20 protein-coding genes and 1 rRNA gene are annotated in these 24,265 nt (G+C 67.5%); 13 read left to right on the plus strand and 8 right to left on the minus strand.

Annotation, left to right across the window (positions count from 1 at the left end):
* Positions 1–197 precede the first annotated feature (197 nt).
* The 5 genes from rrf (at position 198) to J2T23_RS05315 (ending at position 6,188) form a co-directional block, all read left to right on the plus strand.
* Positions 198–314, plus strand: a 5S ribosomal RNA gene (gene rrf / locus J2T23_RS05295).
* A gap of 358 nt (positions 315–672) precedes the next feature.
* On the plus strand, positions 673–957 hold the full coding sequence (locus tag J2T23_RS05300; protein ID WP_011693739.1) for an HU family DNA-binding protein: 285 nt from the start codon (positions 673–675) through the stop codon (positions 955–957).
* A gap of 116 nt (positions 958–1,073) precedes the next feature.
* On the plus strand, positions 1,074–3,233 hold the full coding sequence (locus J2T23_RS05305) for a bifunctional copper resistance protein CopD/cytochrome c oxidase assembly protein (RefSeq protein WP_307357784.1): 2,160 nt from the start codon (positions 1,074–1,076) through the stop codon (positions 3,231–3,233).
* A complete protein-coding gene (locus tag J2T23_RS05310; protein WP_307357787.1) occupies positions 3,233–5,257 on the plus strand; it encodes an NHL domain-containing thioredoxin family protein in 2,025 nt (674 codons plus the stop codon). Before J2T23_RS05305 ends, J2T23_RS05310 begins: the two co-directional genes overlap by 1 nt.
* Before the next feature lie 595 nt (positions 5,258–5,852).
* A complete protein-coding gene (locus J2T23_RS05315) occupies positions 5,853–6,188 on the plus strand; it encodes a DUF559 domain-containing protein (protein ID WP_307357791.1) in 336 nt (111 codons plus the stop codon).
* A gap of 22 nt (positions 6,189–6,210) precedes the next feature.
* Here J2T23_RS05315 and J2T23_RS05320 read toward each other — a convergent pair whose 3' ends face one another.
* From J2T23_RS05320 to J2T23_RS05335, 4 genes are all read right to left on the minus strand, one after another.
* Positions 6,211–7,203, minus strand: coding sequence for a hypothetical protein (locus J2T23_RS05320; RefSeq protein ID WP_210411344.1), 993 nt, complete (start codon positions 7,201–7,203; stop codon positions 6,211–6,213).
* 155 nt (positions 7,204–7,358) lie between these two features.
* A complete protein-coding gene (locus J2T23_RS05325) occupies positions 7,359–9,131 on the minus strand; it encodes a helicase HerA-like domain-containing protein (protein ID WP_307357793.1) in 1,773 nt (590 codons plus the stop codon).
* A gap of 47 nt (positions 9,132–9,178) precedes the next feature.
* Positions 9,179–9,709: a GNAT family N-acetyltransferase gene (locus J2T23_RS05330; protein WP_141159007.1), complete on the minus strand. Its 531-nt coding sequence runs from the start codon at positions 9,707–9,709 to the stop codon at positions 9,179–9,181.
* A 4-nt stretch (positions 9,710–9,713) separates the two neighbouring features.
* Complete coding sequence (locus tag J2T23_RS05335; protein WP_307357806.1) at positions 9,714–11,651, minus strand: FAD/NAD(P)-binding protein; 1,938 nt, start codon at positions 11,649–11,651, stop codon at positions 9,714–9,716.
* A gap of 279 nt (positions 11,652–11,930) precedes the next feature.
* On the opposite strand from J2T23_RS05335, the gene J2T23_RS05340 reads away from it, so the two are divergent.
* Genes J2T23_RS05340 through J2T23_RS05370 form a run of 7 tightly spaced genes read left to right on the plus strand, consistent with a single transcriptional unit; the run spans position 11,931 to position 18,287 of the window.
* Positions 11,931–12,959, plus strand: coding sequence for an amino acid ABC transporter permease (locus tag J2T23_RS05340; protein WP_175316939.1), 1,029 nt, complete (start codon positions 11,931–11,933; stop codon positions 12,957–12,959).
* Positions 12,959–13,768, plus strand: coding sequence for an amino acid ABC transporter ATP-binding protein (locus J2T23_RS05345; protein ID WP_141182710.1), 810 nt, complete (start codon positions 12,959–12,961; stop codon positions 13,766–13,768). The genes J2T23_RS05340 and J2T23_RS05345 overlap by 1 nt, the downstream gene beginning before the upstream one ends.
* Before the next feature lie 9 nt (positions 13,769–13,777).
* On the plus strand, positions 13,778–14,836 hold the full coding sequence (locus tag J2T23_RS05350) for a transporter substrate-binding domain-containing protein (protein ID WP_307357809.1): 1,059 nt from the start codon (positions 13,778–13,780) through the stop codon (positions 14,834–14,836).
* The gene (locus J2T23_RS05355) at positions 14,833–15,669 is read left to right on the plus strand and encodes a DUF1684 domain-containing protein (RefSeq protein ID WP_307357811.1); all 837 of its coding nucleotides are present in this window, start codon (positions 14,833–14,835) and stop codon (positions 15,667–15,669) included. Before J2T23_RS05350 ends, J2T23_RS05355 begins: the two co-directional genes overlap by 4 nt.
* On the plus strand, positions 15,666–16,724 hold the full coding sequence (locus J2T23_RS05360; protein ID WP_307357814.1) for an LLM class oxidoreductase: 1,059 nt from the start codon (positions 15,666–15,668) through the stop codon (positions 16,722–16,724). Before J2T23_RS05355 ends, J2T23_RS05360 begins: the two co-directional genes overlap by 4 nt.
* A 10-nt stretch (positions 16,725–16,734) precedes the next feature.
* Complete coding sequence (locus J2T23_RS05365) at positions 16,735–18,108, plus strand: NtaA/DmoA family FMN-dependent monooxygenase (protein ID WP_307357816.1); 1,374 nt, start codon at positions 16,735–16,737, stop codon at positions 18,106–18,108.
* On the plus strand, positions 18,108–18,287 hold the full coding sequence (locus J2T23_RS05370; RefSeq protein ID WP_307357818.1) for a hypothetical protein: 180 nt from the start codon (positions 18,108–18,110) through the stop codon (positions 18,285–18,287). The genes J2T23_RS05365 and J2T23_RS05370 overlap by 1 nt, the downstream gene beginning before the upstream one ends.
* Positions 18,288–18,513: 226 nt before the next feature.
* On the opposite strand, the gene dctA is transcribed toward J2T23_RS05370, so the two are convergent.
* Positions 18,514–19,824 (minus strand): C4-dicarboxylate transporter DctA, encoded by a 1,311-nt coding sequence (dctA, locus tag J2T23_RS05375; protein WP_141159015.1) that lies wholly within the window; start codon positions 19,822–19,824, stop codon positions 18,514–18,516.
* 56 nt (positions 19,825–19,880) lie between these two features.
* Positions 19,881–21,023 (minus strand): PrpF domain-containing protein, encoded by a 1,143-nt coding sequence (locus tag J2T23_RS05380; RefSeq protein WP_307357822.1) that lies wholly within the window; start codon positions 21,021–21,023, stop codon positions 19,881–19,883.
* Positions 21,024–21,151: 128 nt separating this feature from the next.
* On the opposite strand from J2T23_RS05380, the gene J2T23_RS05385 reads away from it, so the two are divergent.
* Positions 21,152–22,057 carry a LysR family transcriptional regulator gene (locus J2T23_RS05385; protein ID WP_018772062.1) on the plus strand — a complete coding sequence of 302 codons (906 nt, stop codon included), beginning with the start codon at positions 21,152–21,154 and terminating at the stop codon, positions 22,055–22,057.
* Between the two features lie 40 nt (positions 22,058–22,097).
* Here the strand turns inward: J2T23_RS05385 and J2T23_RS05390 are convergent, their stop codons facing one another.
* Positions 22,098–23,063: a serine hydrolase domain-containing protein gene (locus tag J2T23_RS05390; protein ID WP_307357824.1), complete on the minus strand. Its 966-nt coding sequence runs from the start codon at positions 23,061–23,063 to the stop codon at positions 22,098–22,100.
* Positions 23,064–23,144: 81 nt separating this feature from the next.
* Entirely contained in the window at positions 23,145–24,263 is a 1,119-nt protein-coding gene (locus J2T23_RS05395) for an ABC transporter substrate-binding protein (protein ID WP_307357826.1), read from the minus strand.
* Positions 24,264–24,265: the final 2 nt, after the last annotated feature.

The following is a 24,265-nucleotide window of genomic DNA, read 5'->3' on the forward strand; positions in this document are numbered from 1 at the left end:
CTGACCGGTACTAATAGGCCAACAACTTACACCACACAGATACATACAAAACTCTGCTTGCGTCCACTATGTGGTTCCCAACCAACAACCCCCCAACACGGGTTGTCACGGCACGGAACCAACAACTGAATAACAACACCATGTTGTAACCACAAGACTTCCCACCAACCCCCCAGGGGTTGGCCGGGTACAAGGGTTACGGCGGTCATAGCGTGGGGGAAACGCCCGGTCCCATTCCGAACCCGGAAGCTAAGACCCACAGCGCCGATGGTACTGCACCCGGGAGGGTGTGGGAGAGTAGGTCACCGCCGGAACAACTATTAATGGTCGAGGCCCCAACCACACGGTTGGGGCCTCCCACATTTAACACACAAAACACCGCACACCGCACGCCGCGGGCCTTCCGGCCATCCACCCTGGCGGGCCGTGGCTGGGAGGTGCCGGCCGCCGTCGTACTTACCTGCCAGCCGAGCGTGGACCGCGGTGCTGCTGGTGCCCGTGATGGGTTGACGAGGGTGAAAACGGCCGAAGAATCGGTGATTAACCTCAAAAAATGGCGGAAACACGCGGAATTTGCGGACCGGAACCGCCCAAGCTGGTAAGTTTTCGGACAGTGGCCTGCGCGCATGCCGTGTGCAGGCTCCAGAATCAGAACCGTCCAGGAGGACATCAATGGCTAAGAACCGTAGTGAACTTGTTGCAGAGGTAGCTGGCAAGGCCGGCACCAGCCAGGCTGCCGTCAACTCCGTCCTCGACGCACTGTTCGAGGTTTTCGAGACTTCCGTCGCCGCCGGCGAGAAGATCACCATCCCGGGCTGGCTCGCCGTCGAGCGTACCGACCGTGCAGCCCGCACCGGCCGCAACCCGCAGACCGGCGAGACCATCCAGATTGCAGCAGGCCACAGCGTTAAGCTGACCGCCGGCTCCAAGCTGAAGGCTGCAGTCTCCAAGAAGTAGAGCTTATTCCCGGCCGGCATGCAGCCGGCTGGAACAGGAGCGGCAACCCGTCGGGTTGCCGCTCCTTGGCGTTTAACCCCGGATTCGCCGCCCGGGCGGGCGTAGCGGACAATGGGATGGTGTCTTCTGCCGCAAAACCACGCTCCACCCCGCCACAGTCCAGCCCTGGCAAGGGGGCTGCGGTCCGGGACGCCGGCACCCCGGGGGTACGGGTTGCCTGGCAAGTGGCTGGCTTGGCGGCACTTTTCCTGGGCCTTGCAGCAGCGCTGATCTTCTCCGGAGCGTCAGCGGCCCGCAGCGTCGCCGATCCCGGCGCCTTGGTCCGTTGGGGACTCCCCATCAGCAAGGCCATCCACAACGTGTCCCTGGCGACCGTCGTCGGCGGCCTCATCTTCGCCGTCGGCATCCTGCCCAAGAACCTCAACGGGCGCAGGCGGGACCGGGAGAAAACAGGCAGCGGGGCACCCGAGCACCCCGCCTTCACCCGCGTGCTCGCTGTGGCGGCCGTTGCGGGCGCGGTGTGGACCTTGTCCGCTATAGCGGTCCTGGTGCTCACGTACGCCGATGTGGCCGGCCAGGGACTGTCGGGCGATCCTGCCTTCACGCAGGCCCTGGTGTACTTCATGACGGACATCGATACAGGGCGGGCCTGGCTCGCCGTCACCATCATCGCCGCGATAGTGACGACGGCACTCTTCGGCGTCAGGTCACTCGGTGGCCTGGCCCTCACCCTCATCCTGGCCCTCATCGGCCTGGTGCCCACCGCCCTGATCGGACACTCCTCAAGCTCGTCGGACCACGAGGGCGCCATCAACTCGCTCGGCCTGCACCTGCTCGGCGTCAGCACATGGGTGGGCGGCATCATCATCCTGGCCCTGCTGTCTGGAATCCTGACGGGGCCCAAAGCCGGGGCAGCTTCCGATATCACCGAACCCACGCTCAAGCGCTTCTCCACCCTGGCGGGCTTCGCATTCGTGCTGGTTTTCGCCTCCGGCATCATCAACGCAGCAATCCGCGTCACCAGCTGGCATGATCTCTTCGGCTCGGCGTACGGGCAGCTGATCCTGGCCAAGACCGCGGGCGCGGTGGTGCTGGGCGGCATCGGCTTCATGCACCGGCAGTGGGTCATCCCGCAGCTGGGCCGCAAGGGGGCCACTATGTCCTCGCGGCGCGTGCTGTGGCAGTTGATCCTGGCGGAGCTGCTGGTCATGGGTGCCACCTCGGGCATCGCCGTGGCCCTGGGCCGCTCAGCCCCGCCGCAGCCAACAGAGCTGGCACCCAACGCCTCACCCGCCTTCATCCTCAGCGGCTACGAGCTTCCCCCCGAGCTCACTCCCGAACGCTGGCTTACTGAGTGGCGCCTGGACTGGATCTGGGTCGGCGTGGCCCTCTTCGGGCTGGTCGCCTACTTCCTGGGCGTTGCCAGGATCCGCCGGCGGGGAGACTCCTGGCAGTGGTTCCGGTCCGTCAACTGGGTCATCGGCCTGGTGGTGCTGACATACATCACGTCCGGGCCGCCGTCGGTCTACGGACGCATCCTGTTTTCTGCGCACATGGTGGACCACATGGCGCTGACCATGGTGGCCCCGATCTTCCTGGTGCTCGGGGCGCCGGTGACGCTGGCCCTGCGCGCCCTGCCCGCCCGCGGTGACGGCTCACGCGGTGCCCGCGAGTGGCTCCTGGTCTTCGTGCACTCGAAGTTCTCCCAACTGGTCACCCACCCGCTGTTCGCGGCAGCCAATTTCGCCGGTTCCATCATCCTGTTCTACTACTCGGACCTCTTCGGCTTCGCCATGCGCGATCATGTGGGCCACGAGCTGATGAACCTGCACTTCCTGCTGACCGGCTACATCTTCGTACTGAGCATGATCGGCACCGACCCGCTGCCGCGCCGCGCCCCGTACCCCATGCGGCTGCTCCTGCTCCTGGCCACCATGGGCTTCCACGCCTTCTTCGGCGTGTCCATCATGGGCGGCACGGGCCTGATGGCTGCGGACTACTTTGGCAACCTGGGCCGTGCCTGGGGACCGTCCGCCCTTGCCGACCAGCAGGCCGGCGGCGCGGTGGCCTGGGGCATTGGCGAAGTGCCCACGCTGCTGGTGGCGATCGGCGTCGCCATCATGTGGTCCAGGTCGGACCAGCGGGAGACCAAGCGGGTGGACCGCGCCGCGGACAGGAATAACGACGCCGATCTGACCGCTTACAACGATATGTTTGCCAAATTGGCCGAACGCGATGCCAAGCTGGCTGAACGCAACAAGCTGGAAGGACGCTGATGAGCGAAACCGTACGCACGCATGCCCGGGTCCGGGCCTCCGAACTGGTGGGCCGCAACTGGCTGAACACCGGTGGCAAGTCCCTGGACCTCGAAGCCCTGCGCGGCAAGATCGTGCTGCTCGATTTCTGGACCTTCTGCTGCATCAACTGCCTGCACGTCCTCGATGAGCTGCGGCCGCTTGAGCAGCAGTACTCCGACGTGCTGGTCACCGTGGGAGTCCACTCGCCCAAGTTCGAGCACGAGGCGGACCCTGTGGCGCTGGCGGCCGCCGTGGAGCGCTACGAGATCCACCACCCGGTCCTGGACGACCCCGAACTGGACACCTGGAAGGCGTACACAGCCCGTGCATGGCCCACCCTGGTGGTCATTGATCCCGAGGGCTACATCGTGGCGCACCTTTCCGGTGAGGGCCACGCGGACGGGCTCGCGGTGCTGATCCCGGAACTGATCGCCGAGCACGAGGCCAAGGGCACCCTGCACCGCGGCTCCGGCCCGTACGTGGCCCCCGAGGCAACGTCCGGCACCCTGCGCTTCCCCGGCAAGGCATTGTTCCTCCCGCCGGGCCGCGGTTCCACGGCTTTGGCTGGAACAGCCGACGGCGGCACGCCCGCAGGTGCAGCCGCTTCCGTTGCTGCGGAGAAGGGGTCCTGGCTGGTCACCGACACCGGCCACCACCGCCTGGTGGAACTGGCCACCGACTTCGAAACAGTCCTGGCCACCTTCGGCTCGGGCACCAAGGGCTACACCGACGGCCCCGCCGCGGGGGACACCGCCAGCGCCCAGTTCAACGAGCCCCAGGGCCTGGTCCTGCTCCCGGAAGACGTGGCAGCCAAGGCGGGCTACGACGTCGTCATTGCCGACTCGGTCAACCACCGGCTGCGTGGACTTTCGCTCACGGACGGCAAGGCCTCCACCCTGGCTGGAAACGGCATCCAGCGCCTGCTGGAAACCGGTCCGGCCCGGGTGGACGAGGAAGGCGCCGGCTTCAGCGGCTCACTGGGCACGGACCCGCTGGATGTGGCGCTGAGCTCGCCGTGGGATGTCGTATGGTCCCGCAAGCTCAATGCGGTGGTGGTGGCCATGGCCGGCACGCACCAGATCTTCAGCTTTGACCCCGTCTCCGGCGCCGTGTCGATCATTGCCGGCAACGGCCTGGAAGGGCTCCTCGACGGTCCCGCGCACGAGTCCTGGTTCGCCCAGTCCTCAGGCTTGGCCGAAGATGCCGACGGCAACATCTGGGTGGCGGACTCCGAAACGTCGGCCCTCCGCAAGCTGAACATCGCAGACGACGCCTCCATCACCGTGGAGTCCGCCGTGGGCAAGGGCCTGTTCGACTTCGGCTTCCGCGACGGCCCGGGCGCCGAAGCACGGCTGCAGCACCCGCTCGGTGTGACCGTCCTGCCCGACGGCTCCGTGGCGATCGCAGACACCTACAACGGAGCCGTGCGCCGCTACGACCCCGCGTCCGGCACCGTGTCCACGCTGGCCCGCGGGCTTGCCGAGCCGTCCGACGTGATTGTGGACCACACGGAATCCGCCGGCTCCGAGCCCCTTCTGGTGGTGGTCGAGGCGAACAAGCACCAGCTGGTGTACGTTCCCATCCCCAAGGAAGCGCAGCAGGTGGATGAGGGCGCATCCCAGACCCAGCGGCCCAAGAGCCCTGTGGCCGCCGGCGCCCTGGACCTAACCGTCCGCTTCGCCGCTCCCACCGGGCAGAAACTCGATGACCGCTGGGGCGATCCGACGCAGCTGAAGATCTCCTCCACCCCGCCGGAACTGCTGGTGGCCGGCGGCGGCACCTCGGTGGGACTGCTCCGCACCTTGGAGCTGTCCCCGGACGTTCCCGAGGGCGTGCTGCACATTACCGCCCGCGCCGCGGCCTGCGACGGCCCCGAGACCGAGGACGGCGAGATCCCCGACCACGCCGCCTGCCACCTCTACCAGCAGGACTGGGGCATCCCGGTGGTCCTGCAGGCCGACGGCGACACCGAACTGGTCCTGGACCTCCGCGGAATGGACTGACCGCCTGTGGTTTGCTGAACGGCTGCTTCCATGTGACTCCGCGTCACGGGAGGCAGCCTTTCGCGTTCCCAGCACGGCGGCCGTCCCGGGATTCCGGGCTTTTCGCAGACTGCCGGCCCTGAAAGCGTGCTCTGCGTGACGCTGGCCGGATCCGCCGCTGTCCACATAGGGCGGCGGCGGGGTATGGGCGGCCCTCAGAAGCGGGGCACCATGGCCAGGTGGATGCCCTCAGAGCCTTGGAAGTCTGCGGCGGAGCCGCACGGAGACCCGCCCTTGCCAGGCTGGGAGTGGATGACGCCGCCCTCAGGAGGGCGGTACGGGCGGGGGTCCTGCAACCGGACCGGGGTCTGTATGCGCTTCCGACGGCGCCTCCGGATTTGGTTGCCGTGCTCCAAAACCGGGAGTTGTTGACGTGTTCCAGCGCTGCGACTGCATATAGCCTGTGGTCGCTGCCCTCGGACGGAAAACGCCACGTCTACCACCGCCGGCAGGAGGCGGTCGGTGGGGATGCAATCCATCATTCCGGGCTCCTGCTGCCACCCTCCCGGGTCCAGCCTGTGGCCGCCCTGGCTGATGTGCTGATCCACGCGCTTCGATGCCTGTCTTTCGCGGGATCGCTGGTCATGGTGGAGTGCGCCGTAACCCGCGGCGACACATACTTCCGGCAAGCGGGAATCCAGGTGCAGCCGCAGGTGTACCTGGAGCGGGTGGGGTATGTGGATCTGTGGACGGATGGCTGGTCGTTGAACTGGACGGGAGGCACCACGCGGAGTGGAAACAGGTTCAAAAGGATCATCGCCGTAACAATGAGTCGGTCCTCCAGGGATATACAGCCCTTCGCTACTACTACGCCGACGTGGTGTACGGGCCGCAGGCGATGGTGAAGCAGGGGCTGCGTCATGCGCCATTGTTGAAAGCGTGCCCGGTGTGACGCGGCGGGTAGGGGAGGGGGCCTAGAAGCTCAGCTGCGGGGTGACCTTGACCGTGTCACCGGCCACGTCGAGGCGGGTGGTGAAGCTGAAGTCCACCTCGGCGTCCAGCGGGTACCAGGCGCCGGTGAAGGAGTTCTGCTGGAGCGCTTCGACCTTGGCCTTGCCGTCCAGCGGGGACACCACCCACCGGCCGTCGAAGGGTTCCACCGAGACGCCCGGGTATTCGGTGACGGTCCACTTGATGGTGCCGTCCTGGACCCGGTTGTTGCTGGCGTAGTAGAAGGGGCAGTCCGGCTGGAGCTTCTGTTCCTTGACGGCCTGGGCCGCGCAGCCGTCCAGGAATTCCCTGATTTTGGCCGCGACATCGTTCTTCAGCTTGTCCGTGGCCTGGGTCAGCAGGTTCAGTGGCGCCACGGGCGCGTCCTTGGCGGTGACCGTGGCCCGGGTGGCGGGAGCCGAGAAGTACTGCCCGTTGAGGGAGGCCTCGTACTCGCCCGGGTAGAAGACCGCGAAGGAATTGCGGCCGTTGGGCATGTTCACCGGGACGCCGTTCAGCACCGCCTCGTTGCCGTTGACCACGGTGATATCGACGGTGGGCAGGCGGGACGGGACGAATGCCCAGGTGTTGAAGAACAGCCACTCGGTACCGGTCTTCTGCAGCAGGAACTCCGTGTGCAGCCGGCTGCCGTCGATGGTGTATTCCATCGGGACCATGACCTGGTTCCCCGGACGTTCCTCGGGATCGCCGATATCCACATTCGTGACGCGGGACGCGGAGGTCTGCAGCCCTGGCCCATCCAGCATGGCGGCGTTGCTGGGCGGGACAGCCGCCCGCAGGATCCCCAGCGCACGCCCGCCGTCGCCGCTCTTCAGCGCGTCCAGGTATTCCCTGACGGGCTGCTGCGGACTGGCCACGGTATTGTTCACGACATTGATGGCCACCACGGCTCCGGCGATGGCAAGCATGAGGCCCAGCAGCCACCCGGCCGCGATCCTCACCAACGCTTGACTCATCTGCACGTTCTACACAGTAACGTCAGTGCCGACGCACACTAAAGTTGGTGTCCCCCTAATCTGCCGGGCAACACCCGTTAACTCCCGACGGCGGGGCGCCGGGACAACGCCCACCAGCACCTTGGACCCTGCCTCCGGCGGCCCCGGTGGCGGGGTTAGCGGCGACGGCGCCGGGACGACGTTCCGAACACGCCGCGGAGCAGTTCGCGTCCCAGCTGCGTGCCCACGGACCGCGCCATGCTCTTTAGCCCCCCGCCCAGGGCACCGCCGAGTACGTCGCCAAGGTCGCCCATCATGCCGCCGGCTTGTGGCTCCGGCTGGCTTGGCTGCGGTTGGCGCGTCCGGGGCGCTTTGGCCCGGGACTGGCGCGGCCCCGGGTCCCGGGCTTCGTCGAATTGGGGCTCGCTGTATTGCGGTTCCGGGGCCTGGGCTGGCCTGCTGCTGGGCCGGCCCAGGATTTCCTCCTCGATCCGGCGGGCCTCGGCGTCCACGTCGTACGTGCCCGGAGCTGAAGGAGCACCCGGGGCAGGTGCGCCGGCAGCAGGCCCGGGGACCGCCGGGCCCGTGGGGGCTGCGGCTTTGCCGGTGAGCTTCTCGTAGGCGGAGGGGTTGTCCACGGTGGTCCCGTACTTCCCGAGCAGGGCGGAGCCGGCCACCGTGCTCCGGACCAGCGCTTCCTCGCTGGGACCCATGACGGATTCCGGGGCTCGCAGCCGGGTGAGGGCCACCGGGGTGGGTGCACCCTTCTCGTTCATGACGGTGATGACGGCCTCGCCGATGCCCGCGGACGTCAGCGTCTCTTCCAGGTCGTAGTCGCTGACCGGGAACGTGGAGACCGTGGCCTTGAGCGCTTTGGCGTCCTCCGGGGTGAAGGCGCGCAGGGCGTGCTGGACCCGGTTTGCCAGCTGGCCCAGGACGTCGGCGGGGACATCCTTTGGCGTCTGCGTGACGAAGAAGATGCCCACACCCTTGGACCGGATCAGCCGGACGGTGGTGGTGATGGCGTCCAGGAAGGCTTTGGAGGCCCCGTTGAACAGCAGGTGTGCTTCGTCGAGGAAGAACACGAGCTTGGGTTTGTCCAGGTCGCCGGCCTCGGGAAGGTCCTCGAACAGGTCTGCCAGCAGCCACATCAGGAAGGTGGAGAACAGCATGGGCTTGGTCTGCAGGGTGGGCAGTTCCAGGCAGGTGACCACCCCGCGGCCGTCGGGGGCGGTGCGCAGCAGCTCGGCCGTATCGAATTCCGGCTCACCGAAGAACTTCTCCAGCCCCTGCGCCTCCAGGTTCACGATCTCCCGCAGGATCACGCCTGCGGTTGCCTTGGACAGGCCGCCGAGTTCCTCCAGCTTGTCCTTGCCCTCGTCCGAGGTGAGGAACTGGATGACCGCGCGGAGGTCCTTGAGGTCGATCAGCTCCAGGCCGTTCTTGTCCGCGAAGTAGAAGACCAGCTGAAGGCTGGATTCCTGCGTGTCATTCAGTTCCATGATGCGCGAAAGCAGGACGGGACCGAAGGAGGTCACCGTGGCGCGGACCGGGACGCCGTTGCCGTCGCCGCCCAGCGCGAGGAATTCCACGGGGAACGTCTTACCCTGCCACGGCTGGCCGATGCTGTCCGTGCGGGCCTTCAATTTGTCGCTGCCGACGGCGGCCGTCGCCAGGCCGGAAAGGTCACCTTTGATGTCGGCCAGGAAAACGGGCACGCCTGCCGTGGACAGCTGCTCGGCCATCATGTGCAGCGTGACGGTTTTGCCGGTACCGGTAGCCCCGGCCACCAGCCCGTGCCGGTTCATCATGGCCAGCGGCAGCCGCACCGGCGCGTCCTTGTGGAGTTCGCCGTCGATGATGGCGGCTCCCAACTCGATGGTGGCGCCTTCCAGCGCGTAGCCCTGCTGGATGGTGGCAAGCTTCTCTGCTGTGGTTTTCGTGGCCATGGCGCCAGCTTAGCGGCGTCACCCCATCTGGCGGGCAGGCCGGGCACTCAAATTTTCGGCAGGTCCTTGGTGAAGGCCAGCGGCCCGATGGTTTCCGGGTCGGCGTCGAGATCGAACTGCGCCTCGTAGCCGGTGTTCAGGTAGAGGTGCTTGGCCTCCGGCTGCCGTGGACCGGTGGTGAGGTACAGCCTGGTGTAGCCGCGGGCGGCGGCCAGGGCCTCGAGTTCGGCGAGCACCAGGCGTGCCAGCCCACGACGGCGGTGTGCCGAGTGCGTCCAGATCCGCTTCAGTTCCGCCGTGGCGGGGTCGTACCGGCGGAACGCGCCGCCGGCGATTGACTCGCCGTCTTCCTGGATCACCAGCAGGGCGCCGTGCGGGCCCTCGAATTCGGCCGCCGGGTAGCGGTTCAGTTCCTCTGCCGCGGCCCCGCGGCCAAACAGGTCCCCGTAGCGGGTGTCATATTCGACGGCGAGCTCGTCCAGGAGCGGCCGGACCCGCGGATCGTGCATGGGAAGGCTGAGGACCGACAGCCTGGCGGGATCGAGGGGGCGGGGCTTGAGATCGGACTCTGCGGTCATGGTGCTAGTTCTTTCCGGCGGCGGCTGGTTCTGGACTCATTGTGGCGGACACCTGGGAGGCGATGTCCCGGGCAACCCCGAGGACGGTCCGGGCCAGGGCATCGTTCTCGCGGAAGGGCGCCGCGTTGGTGTTGGGCCTGGCGAAGGCGCCGGCGCCCCAGCCGGAGGTTCCCGGCCCGACGCCGAAGAGGGTTGCCTGCGCCCGGCCGTCCGCGTCCACCAGGTGGTGCCCGGGAGAGACCAGCAGCTTCCCGGTGGAGTGGATGCCGTCCGAGGTCAGCAGCTGTTGTTCGCTGCCCAGGCCGCCGTCATACAGCGAAGAAAGCACCGGGTTGAGCGAGCGGGCCACGGACGTGGACGGCAACCGCGCCTCGATCAGTGCCGTGGCGGACACCGTGACCCCGGACTGCCGCGATGTGGCGACGAAGGTACCGCTGGCGTCGTCGGCGGATACCTCCAGGCCGGGGCCAAGGAACTGCAGCACCCCGGCGCGGTGCAGCGCCAGCATCTGGCGCAGCCGGTGCGGCGGCGGACCGGAATCCACGAAGCTGAAAAAGCCGTGCCACCAGCCGTGAATGACCTGCTGCGAGCGGGCATTGAGGCGTTCCGCGGGAACCACGCGTCCCACCTCCATGTACACGTGCAGCAGGGCCAGGAACAGGGCCAGGGTTTCCGGATGGTCCGGGCCGTCCCGTAAAGAGAGATCGTGCTCTATATACCCGGCCACGGCGTCCTGCAGCTCCTGGTGGCCGGCAAAGTGGACACCGTCGAAGGGCCGGTCCAGCCGCTCCAGGTCCAGGTGCAGGCCCGGGTCCGGCACGGCAGCCGCCACGAGGTCCGCGCGCTCGCCGCTGTACCAGTCCACCCCGGCATAACGGGCGGCAAACACTTCCCATTCCATGGCCGCGCGTTCCGGGCTGCCCGTGAGGAGTTCGCGGTAGTAGCAGTAGCCTGCTTCCTTGGCAATGAGCGGCCAGAGGTGCTTCCGGAAGTCCAGTTCGCCGTGGGCATCCAGGAGGGCGTCCACGGCACCAGCAGTGAAGAACCGCAGCGGCCCCGGAGCCTGTCCGCGCAGGGGTGCGGAAATCTTGGAGTGGTACGGAACCCCACGGCGCGACCCTGCCCACAGCCGTGGTTCCCGTCCGGACGGAAGGTAGCGCAGCCCGCCGTCGTCCGTTTCCTGGAACCTGCCGCCGCGCCCCTCCATGAGCAGGACCAGCAGGTCAACAAACGCCAGGCCCATCCCGGCGACGATCACGTCCTGCCCGGCGGCGATGGGGGAGTAGTCGACGTCGGTGGTGTAGCTGGGTGCCGCGTGGTAGCCGCCGTGCCGGGCGGCGAAGTCCGCGAACCCGGCGGAGACGGCGTCCGGGCGGGAGTCAGTGTGCCCCAGGGCGGTGACGACAATGTCCGCGTGCAGCGTCCGGCCATTGGCCAGCTCCACCTCATGGCCGCCATCCACAGCGGCAATGCCGAGGGCGGTGGTCCGGTGCACCGTCACGCTGCGGCCCAGCGACTTGGCGGCCCGGCGGAAGAACCACTCCAGGTACTGGCTCTGCAGCCGGCGGGTGGGGAAGGTGGTGCCCGTCAGCGCGCGGAGCTGGTCCCACAGCTGCTGCGGGAAGTCCGGCACGTCGATGATGGTGGCATCCAGGACGCCCGCGGCCCACGCGGCCAAACCGGGGCCGGGGGCGGCCGGGCCGGCGCAGTCCACCGACTCGTCCGTGAACATGGTGATGTCCGCTGCCATGGAGTTCAGCAGGAGGCCGGGGTCCTGGTCGTACCGCCAGATCCGGCCCGAACCGGGGACGTGCGGCTCCACCACATGGATCTGCAGCGGGCCTGCGAAGACGTCAGGCCGGTTGGCCGCTATCCGTTCCAGCACACCGGCCGTGCGCGGTCCGCCGCCAATGAAGACGATGGCCGGGATGGTGGCTGGCATGGATGCTCCTGACAGTGGGGGCTGGGATTGAGTGCCCATGCTAGGCAGCCGTGACGACGGCGGTCGAGCGCCTGGTCACGGCCGTTAACTCCGCGTCACGGCGCGTTACGGGACGCAAAGAATCGACTCATGACGCCGTACGAAGCCCCGTGAACTATTGCAACCTGCCGCCTTGCTGGGCCGTTCCGGCCGGTCCTAGATTTGCAGCCAGCAAGGGGCCGAACGGTCCCACCCGGGGCAACGCCCATCCGGATCCCACGACGAGAAGCGAGGTGGCACATGAGTTCAGCAGCAACGACCGTGGCGCAGTCACAACAGCCGCAGCCGGCACCGCCGGCGGAAACGCCACCGAAAACCCGGCGGCCCGAAGATGGGGCGGCCGCCCGGAAGGCCCCGGACTACTCGTCCTACCGGGTGGTGGCAGCAAAGCATCCGTGGCGCTGGGTGGGGACTGCCGTCGTCGCGCTCGGCGTCCTGGCGGTGGCGTGGTCCCTGGCCACCAACCCGCGCTGGGAGTGGGGCGTGGTGGCGCAGTGGTTCACCGCCCAGTCGGTGGTCAACGGGCTGGTGGAAACGCTGAAGCTGACCGCCATCTCCGGCATCCTGGGGTTCGTGCTGGGCTTCATCCTGGCGCTGATGCGGCTGTCCGCATCGCCGCTGCTGGTCTCGGTGTCCTGGACCTTCTCCTGGATCTTCCGGTCCACGCCGCTGCTGGTCCAGATGCTTCTTTGGTACAACCTGGGCTACCTGTACGAGAAGATCAGCTTAGGGATCCCGTTCACCGATGTCCGCTTCTTCGAGGTCCAGACCACCACACTGATCAGCCAGTTCGCGGCAGCAGTGCTGGGGTTGACCCTGAACCAGGCGGCGTACTCGGCGGAGATCATCCGCGGCGGCATCCTGTCCGTGGACCAGGGCCAGCTGGAAGCCGCGGCCGCCCTGGGCATCCCGGCCTGGCGCCGTTCCACCCGGATCGTCCTGCCGCAGGCCATGCGCGCCATCCTGCCCACCGCGTTCAACGAGATCATCGGCCTGGTCAAGGGCACCTCGATCGTCTACGTCCTGGCCTACTCCGAGCTGTTCTACACGGTGCAGGTCATCTACAACCGCACGCAGCAGGTCCTGCCGCTGCTGCTGGTGGCCACCCTCTGGTACATCGTGATCACCTCCGTGCTGAGCGTCTTCCAGTACTACATCGAACGGCACTACTCCAAGGGCGCGGTGCGGAACCTGCCGCTGACGCCCCTGCAGAAGGCCCGCAAATTCTTCGCCACCCACGCGGCAGTCCCCACCCGGAGGAACTTCTGATGACTGAGACCCTTACCGCCCCCACGGCCACCCGCGGCCTGGTGGAGATCACCGGCGTCCGCAAATCCTTCGGCCCCACGGAAGTCCTCAAAGGCGTCAGCCTCACCGTGGAACCCGGGGGAGTAGCCGTGATCGTGGGCCCCTCCGGATCCGGCAAGTCCACCCTGCTGCGCACCATCAACCACCTGGAGAAGGTGGACGGCGGCCACATCACCATCGACGGCCGGCTGGTGGGCTACGAAGTCCGCGGCGACCGGCTGCACGAACTGCGGGAAAAGGAGATCCTGAAACAGCGCACCGACATTGGCATGGTGTTCCAGAACTTCAACCTGTTCCCGCACCTGACCGCGCTGGAGAACGTGGCGGAAGCGCCGGTGGTGGCACAGGGCCGCTCCAAGGCGGAAGCCCGCCGCCGCGGCCTGGAACTGCTGGACCGGGTGGGCCTCAAGGACCGGGCTGACGCCTACCCGCGCCAGCTCTCCGGCGGCCAGCAGCAGCGCGTGGCGATTGCCCGCGCGCTGGCCCTGGACCCCAAGATCCTGCTGTTCGACGAGCCCACCTCCGCCCTGGACCCCGAACTGGTGAACGAGGTCCTGGACGTCATCCGTGAACTCGCCAAGTCCGGCACCACGCTGATCATCGTCACCCACGAGATGGGCTTCGCCCGCGACGTGGCGGACACCGTGGTGTTCATGGACCAAGGCCAGATCGTGGAACAGGGCACCCCGCAGGACATCTTCAGCAACCCCCAGGAACCGCGCACCCGGAGCTTCTTCTCCAAGGTGCTCGAACCGGCCTTCAACATCTAAGGAACTCCCATGGCTTTCCCCACCAGCCGCCGCCGCGCCCTCGCGGCGCGTCCCGCCGTCGTACTCCTCGGCACGGCACTCCTTGGTTCAGCCGCGCTCGCCGGCTGCGCGGACCCCGGCGCCTCCGCCGCCGGCAACCCCACCGGAGGGGCGCAGGCGACGGCGGCCCGAAACGGCGTGGTCTACAACACCTCCCCGGACCAGCAGCGGATCCGCGCGGAGAAGGACCCGGCGCTCGCCGCCAAGGTTCCCGCGCTGATCAGCAAGGACGGCAAGCTGACGGTGGCCACGACGGCCGGTTCCATCCCGCTGTCCTTCCACGCAACGGACGACAAGACGCCGATCGGCTCCGAGCTGGACGTCGCGCAGCTGGTGGCGGACAAGCTGGGCCTGGAGCTGGACGTGCAGGTCACGTCCTGGGAGAACTGGCCGCTGAAGACCCAGTCCGGCGACTTCGAGGCCGTCTTCTCCAACGTGGGCGTGAACAAGGACCGGGTCAAGCTGTTCGACTTCGCCAGCTACCGGGCCGCGTACATGGGGTTCGAGGCGAAGAAGTCCGCCACCTATGACATCAAGGGCGCGGACGACATCTCCGGCCTGAAGGTCTCCGTGGGCTCCGGAACCAACCAGGAGAAGATCCTGCTGGCCTGGAACAAGGAGCTGGAGGCCAAAGGCAAGGCCCCGGCCACGCTGCAGTACTACTCCTCCGACGCCGACACCATCCTGGCCCTGTCCTCCGGCCGGACCGACCTGAACATCGCGCCGTACCCCTCCACCGTGTACCGGGAAAACACCCGGGACGACCTGAAAGTGGTGGGCAAGGTCAACGCCGGTTGGCCGTCCGAGACCCTGGTGGCCGCCACCACGCTGCGCGGCAACGGGCTGGCGCCGGTGATTTCCGAGGCCCTGAACGAGGTCATCGGGGACGGCTCCTACGGGAAGGTCCTGGAACGCTGGGGCCTGTCAGAGGAAGCCCTGCCGGAATCCAAGACCATCACAGCGGAAAACTTCGCGGCCACGCCGGCAACCGCCACGGCCGCTCCGTCACAGGCGGGGAAGGCATCATGAACGCAGTACACACTGAAACCGCCCTCGAGTCCTTCGACGCCGACTGGCAGGAATGGCACGCCGCCCACGAACAGCAGCGCGCCCACCGGCACGGTTTCCTGGCGGTGACCCACCTGCACTGGCTGGGCGACGAACCCACCCGGCTGGAAGGCGCCCCGGGCACCTGGAGCGTGGCGGCCGACGTCGTCCGCGTCCTTTTGGAACCGGGTGACAGCCTGCAGCAGGACGGCACGGAGCTGAACACGGAAGCCGGCGCATCGCTGGAGTTTGGCCCCGTTGAAGAACGCGGCGGCATCAACCTGGTGTCCGGCGAGACCGTCATTGAACTGGCCAAGCGGGGCGGCGAGTACATCGTGCGGCCGCGTCACCCCGAAAACCCGTTGTTGCAGGCGTACCAGGGCACGCCCGCCTACTCCCCGGATGCCGCGTACGCCGTCCGCGGGACCTTCGTGCCGTTCGAGGCGCCGCGGCCCACCACCGTGGGTGCAGCCGTGGAAGGCATCCGGCATGTCTACGAGGCACCCGGCGAGATCCGCTTCAAGCTGGCCGGCCAGGAGCTGGCGCTGACCGCGTTCAACGGCCACGCGCCCGGCTCACTGTCCATACTGTTCACCGACCAGACCGCCGGCAAGACTACCTACGCGGCCAACCGCTCCCTTTCGGTGGTGCCGGCCGCGGACGGGTCCGTGGTGCTGGACTTCAACCGGGCCGTGAACCTGCCGTGCGCCTACACGGACCTGGCCACCTGCCCGCTGCCGCCGGCCGAAAACCGGCTTCCCGTGGCCATCGAAGCCGGCGAAAAGATTCCCTACGAGCGTCAGGACCAGCAGTGAGTACCTTTGAAAAGCCGGGCTTCCTGGCGATCGAGCTCGACGGCGCCGGGTGGGACGGTGCGGACCTTGCCCGCGCCGTGCTGGCAGCAGAGTCCGCCGGCTTCCACGCCGCCACCTTCACCGACGCGCCGGCGCCCGGCCGGGCCAACGCCCTGCAGCGGGCAGCCTTCGCGGGGCCGGTGACGCACACCATTGCGCTGGTCCCGGAGGTGGACACCGCCCACACCGAGCCCTTCCACGTCTCCACCCAGCTGGCCAGCCTGGACTACGTGTCCGGCGGCCGGGCCGGGTGGATCGCCACCGCTTCCGACGCATCTGGGGCGGCCGCCGCCGTCGGCCGTGTTTCCGTCACCGGCGAGGCGCTCGGCCAGGAAGCGGCCGCGTCCATCGAGGTGTCCCGCCGGCTGTGGGATTCATGGGAGGACGACGCCGTGATCCGCGATGTTGCCACCGGCCGGTACATCGACGTGGACAAGCTGCACTATGTCGATTTCCAGACACCTGCCGGTTTTTCCGGCGCGGGCTATTCCGTCAAGGGGCCATCCATCATTCCGCGGCCGCTCCAGGGGCAGTTGCCGGTGCTGGTTCCCGCGTCCCTGCTCGGAGACGTTCCGGCGGACGCGGTGGATGCCGTGCTGGTGTCTGCGCCCGCAGCGGAACTGCTGGCCGCCGAGGTCCGCGACGTCCGGGCCCGGGTGGGGGCGTCCGTTGCCGTGATCGCCGAGCTCGACGTCGTCCTGGACGCCCGCGGGCAGGCTGCGGCTGCGAGGGATGCAGCGTTCGACGGCGGCCGGGCGGCTTTTGCAGGTTCCGCAGCCGGTCTCACCGACTTCCTGTCCGACCTTTTAAGGGCGGCCGACGGCGTGCGGCTGCACCCGGCGTCGCTTTTTGTCGATCTCGAGGAGCTGGGCCGGCTGGTGCTGCCGGAACTGCGCCGCCGCGGAGCACTCCGCCCGGTGGTGCAGGACGGCACCTTCCGCGGCCTGCTGGGCCTGGAGCGCCCGGCCAGCCGCTATGCAACCGTCTCCGCCGCGGCAGCCGGCACCGGAAAGTAAGGGAAAAACCATGACACAGCACACCCGTGCTAAATCCGAGGTCTTCACGCCAAGCGGCCAGATCCAGTTCGGCGTCTTCTTCCAGGGCGTCAACTCGGGCACCATCTGGAAGGCCCCGGAATCCGGCTCGCAGACGGACTTCGAATCCTTCCGCCGGATCGCCCAAACCGCGGAGCGGGGCCTGTTCGCCGCGTTTTTCCTGGGCGAGGGGCTGCGCCTGCGGGAACACCTGGGGCGCCCGCACGCGCTGGACGTGGTGGGCAGGCCGGATGCGCAGACCATGCTCGCCGCGCTGGCCTCGGTGACCACAAACATCGGGCTCGTGGCCACCCAGAACACCACGTACAACGATCCCGCTGACCTGGCGCACCGGCTCGCGTCGCTGGACCTGGTCTCGGGCGGCCGTGCGGCGTGGAACATCGTGACCACGGACAACGCCTGGACCGGAGCGAACTTCCGCCGCGGCGGCTACCTGGACCACGCCGACCGGTACAAGCACGCCGAGGCCTTCGTGGAGACGGCCAAGCGCATCTGGGATTCCTGGGAGACGCCGGACGGTCCCGCCCGCCGGGTGGTGCACCACGGGCAGCATTACACCGTGGACGTCACGCCCCGGCTGCCGCGCAGTGCGCAGTACCGGCCGGTGCTGTTCCAGGCCGGGGATTCGCCGGAGGGCCGCAACTTCGCCGCGCGGCAGGCGGACGTGATCTTCTCGGCCCACCCCAAGTTCGACGACGCCGTGGAGTTCCGGAAGGACCTGGTGGAGCGGTCCGTGGCCGCCGGCCGCGGTGCCAATGCCGTCCAAATCATGCCGGCCAGTGAGTTCATCCTGGCGCCGACCGCTGCCGAAGCCGCCGAGAAGAAGGCGTGGGTGCGCAGCCTGCAGATCGGCCCGCAGCAGGCCATTGCCTATCTGGAGCAGTTCTGGGGCCGCGAGCTGTCCTCCTACGATCCGGACGGCCCCCTGCCGGAGATCGATCCGGTGGTGGAGGAAACGTCCGAGACCCGCGGCAGCGGTTTCCACGGCGCCAAGGCCCGGCAGCTGGCGGACCAGTGGCGGGCGGAGGCCAAGGACAAGGGGCTGTCCATCCGGCAGTTCGTCACCTCGAAGACCGCGCGGATCGATTCCACGTTCACCGGCTCCTACACGGCCGTGGCCGATCACCTGGCCGAGTACGCGCGGGTGGGGGCCGTGGACGGGTTCAACATTTCCCCGTGGCTGATTCCCACCGGCTTGGACGACATCGTGAACCACCTGGTCCCCGAACTCCAGGAACGCGGCGTGTACCCCACCGACTACCGGGGCAGCACCCTCCGCGAGCACCTGGGGCTGGAAACGCCCGTGCGTACCGCCGATGAGGCGGCCGCGGCGGTCCGCGCCTGATGCGCTGGGCCGGTTTCGCCGGCCGGGCTGGCTTTAATTGGAAGGCTGGTTTTGCCGGACGGGACGACGGCGGCAGGGTGGGTGCCGCCGTCGAACCTTCCGTGGGGGCTGGTGCTGTGGTGGCCGGTTCGCCCGGTACGGTCACCCTGCAGCTGACTGTATGGGAGCAGTGGGTGTAGGGCCCGCCACCTCCCTGCCTTTCCTTGGGTGCTAGTCGGTTTCCGGGCTTTGGCAGTAGAAGCAGGTGCCTTCATCGCAGTCTTCTGCAGTGTCCTGCTCCGTTTGGCGCTCACTCATTCCGGGTCCTTTCCGTAGGGGTTGTGAAGTAGTCCCCCTTGCAAGGGTTTGCCCGGGACCCCTGCTGGGATCCCGGGCAAACACTGGGGGTGGTGGCCTGCCGGCCGGTTAGTGGGCCAGGGCCGGTTCGGCCAGCTGGACCTTCTCCGCCTCGGTGGGCACGAAGCCCGCCTGGAGTTCGGAGCGGAGCTTGCCCATGTCCAGCTCGCCCTGCCACTTGGCGATTGCCACGCAGGAGACGATGTTGCAAACCGTGCTGGTGAGGGCACGGGCCTCGCTCATGAAACGGTCGATGCCAACGATGAGGGCCACGCCGGCCACCGGCAGGGTGGGCATGACCGTCAGGGTTGCCACCAGGGCCACGAAACCACTGCCCGTGACGCCGGCCGCACCCTTGGAGGTCAGCAGCATCATGCCGAGCATCAGCAGGATCTGGCCCCAGCTGAGGTGGATGTCGCAGGCCTGGGCGATGAACATGGAGGCGAGGGTGAGGTAGATGGCCGTTCCGGTCAGGTTGAAGGAGTAGCCGGTGGGGACCACGAGCCCCACAACGCTGCGGTCGCAGCCGATCCTTTCAAGCTTGGACAGCAGGCGCGGCAGGACCGGTTCGCTGGAGGACGTGGCCAGGACGATCAGGAACTCATCCTTGAAGTAGCGCAGGATCTGCCAGAGGCTGAAGCCGGTCACCTTGGCCAGGATGCCCAGGCCCACCACCACGAAGACGATGCAGGCGGCGTAGAAGGCAAGGATCAGCATGCCGAGGTTTCCGATGGAGTGGGCGCCGTACTTGCCAACGGTGAAGGCCATGGCCCCAAAGGCTCCCAGCGGAGCCACCTTCATGATGTAACCGAACATGATGAAGAGCAGCTTGTTGAAGCTGTTGACCACGTTCAGCGCCAGCTGGCCCGGTGCGCCGAGCTTGCTGAAGGCGAAGCCGCACAGCAGTGCAATGACCAGCACGGGCAGGACTTCACCGTCCGCGAAGGCGCCCACGAAGGTGGTGGGGATGATGCTGAGGATGAAGTCCACGGGGTTGCTGCTGGGCAGCTGCGTGGTGTACTTCTGCGCCACCGAAGAGTCCAGGTGCGCGGGATCGATGTGCATCCCGGCGCCGGGCTGGAACAGCGTCACCGCGGCCAGGCCCAGGGCCAGGGCGAGTGCGGTCAGTGCGTAGAAGAGGCCCAGCGAACGGATCAGGGTGGGCCCCACCTTCCTGGTGTCCCGCAGGGAGGTGATGCCTCCGACGATGGTGCAGAACACGATGGGGGCGATCATGAACTTCACGAGTTTCACGAATCCGTCGCCGATGGGCTTCAGGGACGAGCCGAGGTCCGGCCACAGTGCGCCTACAACGACGCCGAGGGCGACTCCGATGAGTACCTGGACATACAGGTGTCCGAGGATGGATTTGATCTTCATTGAACAACTTCCTGGTTGGTGCGGCCCCTTAATGATGGGGCAAAGAGATAGGGGTTTTAGGCAGACAGCTCGGCGGCCGGGGCCACGTCGATATCTGCGGTGGCGATGTGGCGGGCTGCCCGGTGGAGGGCCACTTCGCTGACGTTGCCGGTGTCATCGGTGATGATTTCGGCGGTGATCACGCCGGCGGGCGTCCCGACCCGCAGCAAGCGGGGAGTTCCGGTGCCGGTGGATGGTGATTGGCCTGCTGCGTTGGCTACGACCGATGACTGCAGCGAGGATGCCAGGGCAACTGCCACGGCTGAGGTCAGGCCGATGGCCGGGTGGGGTGCCAGCATGGACAGCATCCGCACCCGCACGTCGTGGCTGCCGGCGGTGATGGTTGTTCCGTCCGCGGCGGTGTAGTCGCCTGCAGGAGCCACCACCCCGACTTTCGGGACGGCGTTCTGCGGCGGATCCTCAGGCTTCCGCAGCCCCATGATGAGGCCGGCTGATGCCCGTGCCGCGATGAGGTCCGGCAGCTGGGCGGTGAGGTTGCCAGTCATTGAGGAAAGATCGACGCCGGCCTGGTCGGCTGCCAGGAGCACGGCAGGGGCGCCGGCGTCCACCATCGTGGCGGCCAGGGTCCGGCCGTTGACCTGGAGCTCGTCCACCGTGTTGCCGGTAGGCAGGAGTGCACCGGTGTTCTGGCCCCAGGGGCCATGGAACGAGAGGCTGACAGGAACGCCGGCGGCGCTGCTGCCCGGAACCCGGGCCAGGCCGGACTTGGGAATGTGTCCGCCCGGGGTGGGAACCGATCCGCTCAGCACGGCACCGGAAGTGACGTGGCGCATGCGGACCTTGGTCATGCCGTCCCGGGCGGGAACGATGCCCGTCTGGACTGCGAACAGGGCAATGGCGGTGGCGCAGTTGCCGCAGTTGGAACCCAGCTCAACGGTGGGGTCACCGATCCCCACCTGGGCGAAAAGGTAGTCGAGGTCTGCCTCGGCACCAGGGGTTGCCCAGATGACCGCAGCCTTGGACGTGGTGGACGTTCCGCCCCCGACGCCGTCCAGCTGCCGCGCGTCCGCTGCGCCGAATGCGGCTGACAGCAGTGCGGGGATTTCCTCGCGGGTGGGGGCGTGGAGGGCCACGTCCCTGGCATCGAAGAGCCAGCACTTGCTGGTGCCGCCCCGGTACCAATGTCCTTTGAGTCCCACTGTATTTCTCCCTCGTAACTTGCAGGTGCTCTACTTCACAGCACCTTGTACTTCTACGATCCGGGATGGGAGCCTTCAGCACAATCGCAAATAAATGGACGACTATCTACTTTTGCTAAACTCAGTGCATGGCAATCCTCGACCTCCACCGGCTCCACGTGCTCCGCGAGGTGGGCCGTTCCGGCTCCCTGACCTCTGCTGCTGCCGCCCTTTCCTTCACCACCTCGGCGGTGTCGCAGCAGATAGCCAAACTCGAGCAGGAGATGGGCGTGGTCCTCATCGAGCGCCATCCCCGGGGCGTGGTCCTGACCGAGGCGGGGCACGCCCTGCTGCACTACGCCGACGACATCGACAGGACCGTGGAAGCTGCCCGCGCCGAAATGGGGGAGTTCGCGGGCCTTCGGCGCGGCCAGCTCCGGCTTGGAACCTTTCCCACCGGCGGAGCCTCCCTGATGCCCGACGTTGTGCTGGCGTTCCGCGCCCGCCACCCCGAGGTGGCAGTGACGGTTGTCAGCGCCCGCCGGGACGGCCTGCTGGAACGGCTGCGGCGGCGGGAAATCGAACTGACCCTGCTGTGGGACTATCCCTGGCAACAGATCGAGGACCCCGACCTCGCCCTGGTCAGGCTGACCAACGATCCAACAGTGCTGCTGGTCCCGCGGGAGCACCCCATTGCGAAACTGGGCTCGGTCCGCATCGGCGCATTGAGCGACCAGGAATGGGTGGTGCGCGACGAGCACCCCGTGGCCGACGTCCTCAGCCGGGTATGCCGCGACGCCGGGTTCGAACCGCGGATCGCGTTCGCCGCCAACGATTACCAGGAGACACAGGGCATGGTGGCGGCCGGCATCGGCATCGCCCTGGCACCCAGGCTGGCCCTGACGGCCCTGCGCCCCGACGTCGTGGCGGTCCCGCTCGCCGGGTCCCCGAAGCGCCGGATCCTCCTGGCCCACTTGGCAAACCGGCGGCTCAGCCCCGCCGCGCAGCAGGCCACCAAGGTGTTCCGGTCCATCGCCAAGGGCGCGGCTTCCTGACAAGGAGGGTGCCGCCGTCGTACGGTGCCTTTCCTGACGCCTACCGGGCCAGGGGCCCGGCAACCAGAGCCCGGGCAAGGTCCATGAAGTCGGCGTGGGTCACCGGAGCGGGGCCTGCCGTCGAGGCAGCTGCCGTGGGGGTGTTCCGGGCGACGGCGAAGCTGTCGCTGACGAAGCGCCGGTGCGCAATGACGCTCCCGATCGCCGGCAGGACCAGCAGGAACTGGCCGTAGTTGCCCGCGGCCAGGAACGCCCCCTGCCACTGCGGGCCGGATTCCCGGGGGAGCCACCACAGATAGCCGTAGTCGCAGGTGCCAAAACCGGTGGACGGCGCCATGTCTGCGCGCCTGACATGGGTGGCCACGCTGTCCGTGGCCCACTCCCGGGGGACAAGCTGCCGTCCCTCCCACTGGCCGCCGGCTGCCATCAGCATCCCGATCTTGGCCAGGTCCCGGGCGGAGAGGAAGAAGTGGTAGGCAGGGAAGGCGGACTTTCGGGCGTCCCCGAGCATTCGCTGGCGTGTGGGGTCGTAGTCGTCGAACCCCAGCGGACCGGCCAGGTGCTGCTGGAACGCTTCGAAGACGGTCAGGCCGCTGGCCTTCTCGAAGATGGCGCCCGCGGCGTTGAAATCCCAGTTGTTGTAGAGGAAATACTGCCCCGGTGCTTTTGTGCCGCGTGAAGGGAAGGCAGCCTCGTCACTGCCCGGGCTGGAGGGCGGGTGGTAGACGCCCGAACGCGACGTCAACAGGTCACGGAGCTGCGCCGTCCGCTCGATGGGCAGCAGGCCGCCCACATCGTCAACACCGAGCTCATCGAGTGTGGCGTCGAGGCTGACCGTGCCGGCTGCCACCTGGATGCCGAAAAGGATGGAGAGCAGGCTTTTGCGGACGGAGGCGACGTAGCTGGCGCGGGTGGTGTCGCCGAGTTCGACGACGGTGCTGCCGTCCTGGAGGACCAGCAGGGACGTGGTGTTCCGGGGCACCGAAATGTCCGGGGCGGCGGTCACGGGGCCTCCTGGTGGATGGTGTGGAACGAAAAAGCCTGGGGACCCGGCGGAGGCCGGGTCCCCAGGCGCGGGATTTCGGGGTTACTTGGTGTAGCCGAACACCTGGTTCCACTTGGCCAGGTCGTCCTTGCCGTAAGTGGTGGCGTCGCTGTTCTGCATGCGGTAGACCTTGCCGGAATCGACGGCGGGGAGGGTTACGCCCATGATGGTGGGCGGTGCCACGTCGGTGCGGACCGGGTATTCACCGATCTGCGCGAAGACCTGCTGGCCCTGCTTGGAAAGGTTGTAGTTCATGAAGACCTTCGCGGCTTCCACGTTCGTGGCGGTGCCCGTCATGCCCAGGTAGTAGTCGTACGAGACGAGTCCTTCCTCGGGGACGATGAACTTGACCGGGGCCTTGTCCTGGACGGCTGAGATGTTGGTGCCGCTGATGGTGACCGTGCCCACGGCCACTTCGCCGCGGGCCAGAGCCGTGGCTTCAGCGCCCAGGGAGTCGTAGATCTTGGGCTTCTGCGCAGCGTACTTGGCGAAGTAGTCGCCGCCCATCTTGGTTTCCATGAACCGGTTCAGTGCCGCGGTGCTGCCGCCAGAGCCGCCCTGGACGATGCCCAGCTTGCCCTGCCACTTGCCGCCGACGGCATCCGCCCATGACTTGGGGGCATCGGCTTCCTTCACCAGCTGGGTGTTGTAGCCCAGGGTGTAGACGGAGTTGAACATGCGGGTGAACTGGCCGCCGTCCACGGAGACGTCCTTGAGTGCGGAAGCGCCGGGGACGTCGTAGGCCTTCCAGACCTTGGCGTCCTCCATGGACTTGGCGATCCGGTAGTCGGACGTGCGGATGACATCGGCGCTGAGCTTGCCGGCACCCTGCTCGGAGAGCACGCGTTCGGAGAGCTTGTTCGGGGTGAGGCGGACGACGTTGACCTTGATGCCGGTGTCCTTGGTGAAGGCGTCCACCAGGGCGCTTTCGGACGAGTCGGTGTAGCCGGAGTAGAGGGACAGGGTCTGGGTCTTGGCCTTCTCATAGGTGTCCTTGTCCGCGATGGATTCGCCGTTGATCACCAGTCCGTTGTCGGTGTTCACGGCTGCGCTGGCAGTGACCACGCCGGCACTCTGGGCGGCGCTTCCACAGCCGGTCAGGCTGAGGGCCAGGAGCACTCCGGCGGCGGTGAGGGCGGGGAGTTTGGAGGCTAACTTCATTG

Source organism: Pseudarthrobacter niigatensis (assembly GCF_030812615.1).
Classification (GTDB): Bacteria; Actinomycetota; Actinomycetes; order Actinomycetales; family Micrococcaceae; genus Arthrobacter; species Arthrobacter niigatensis.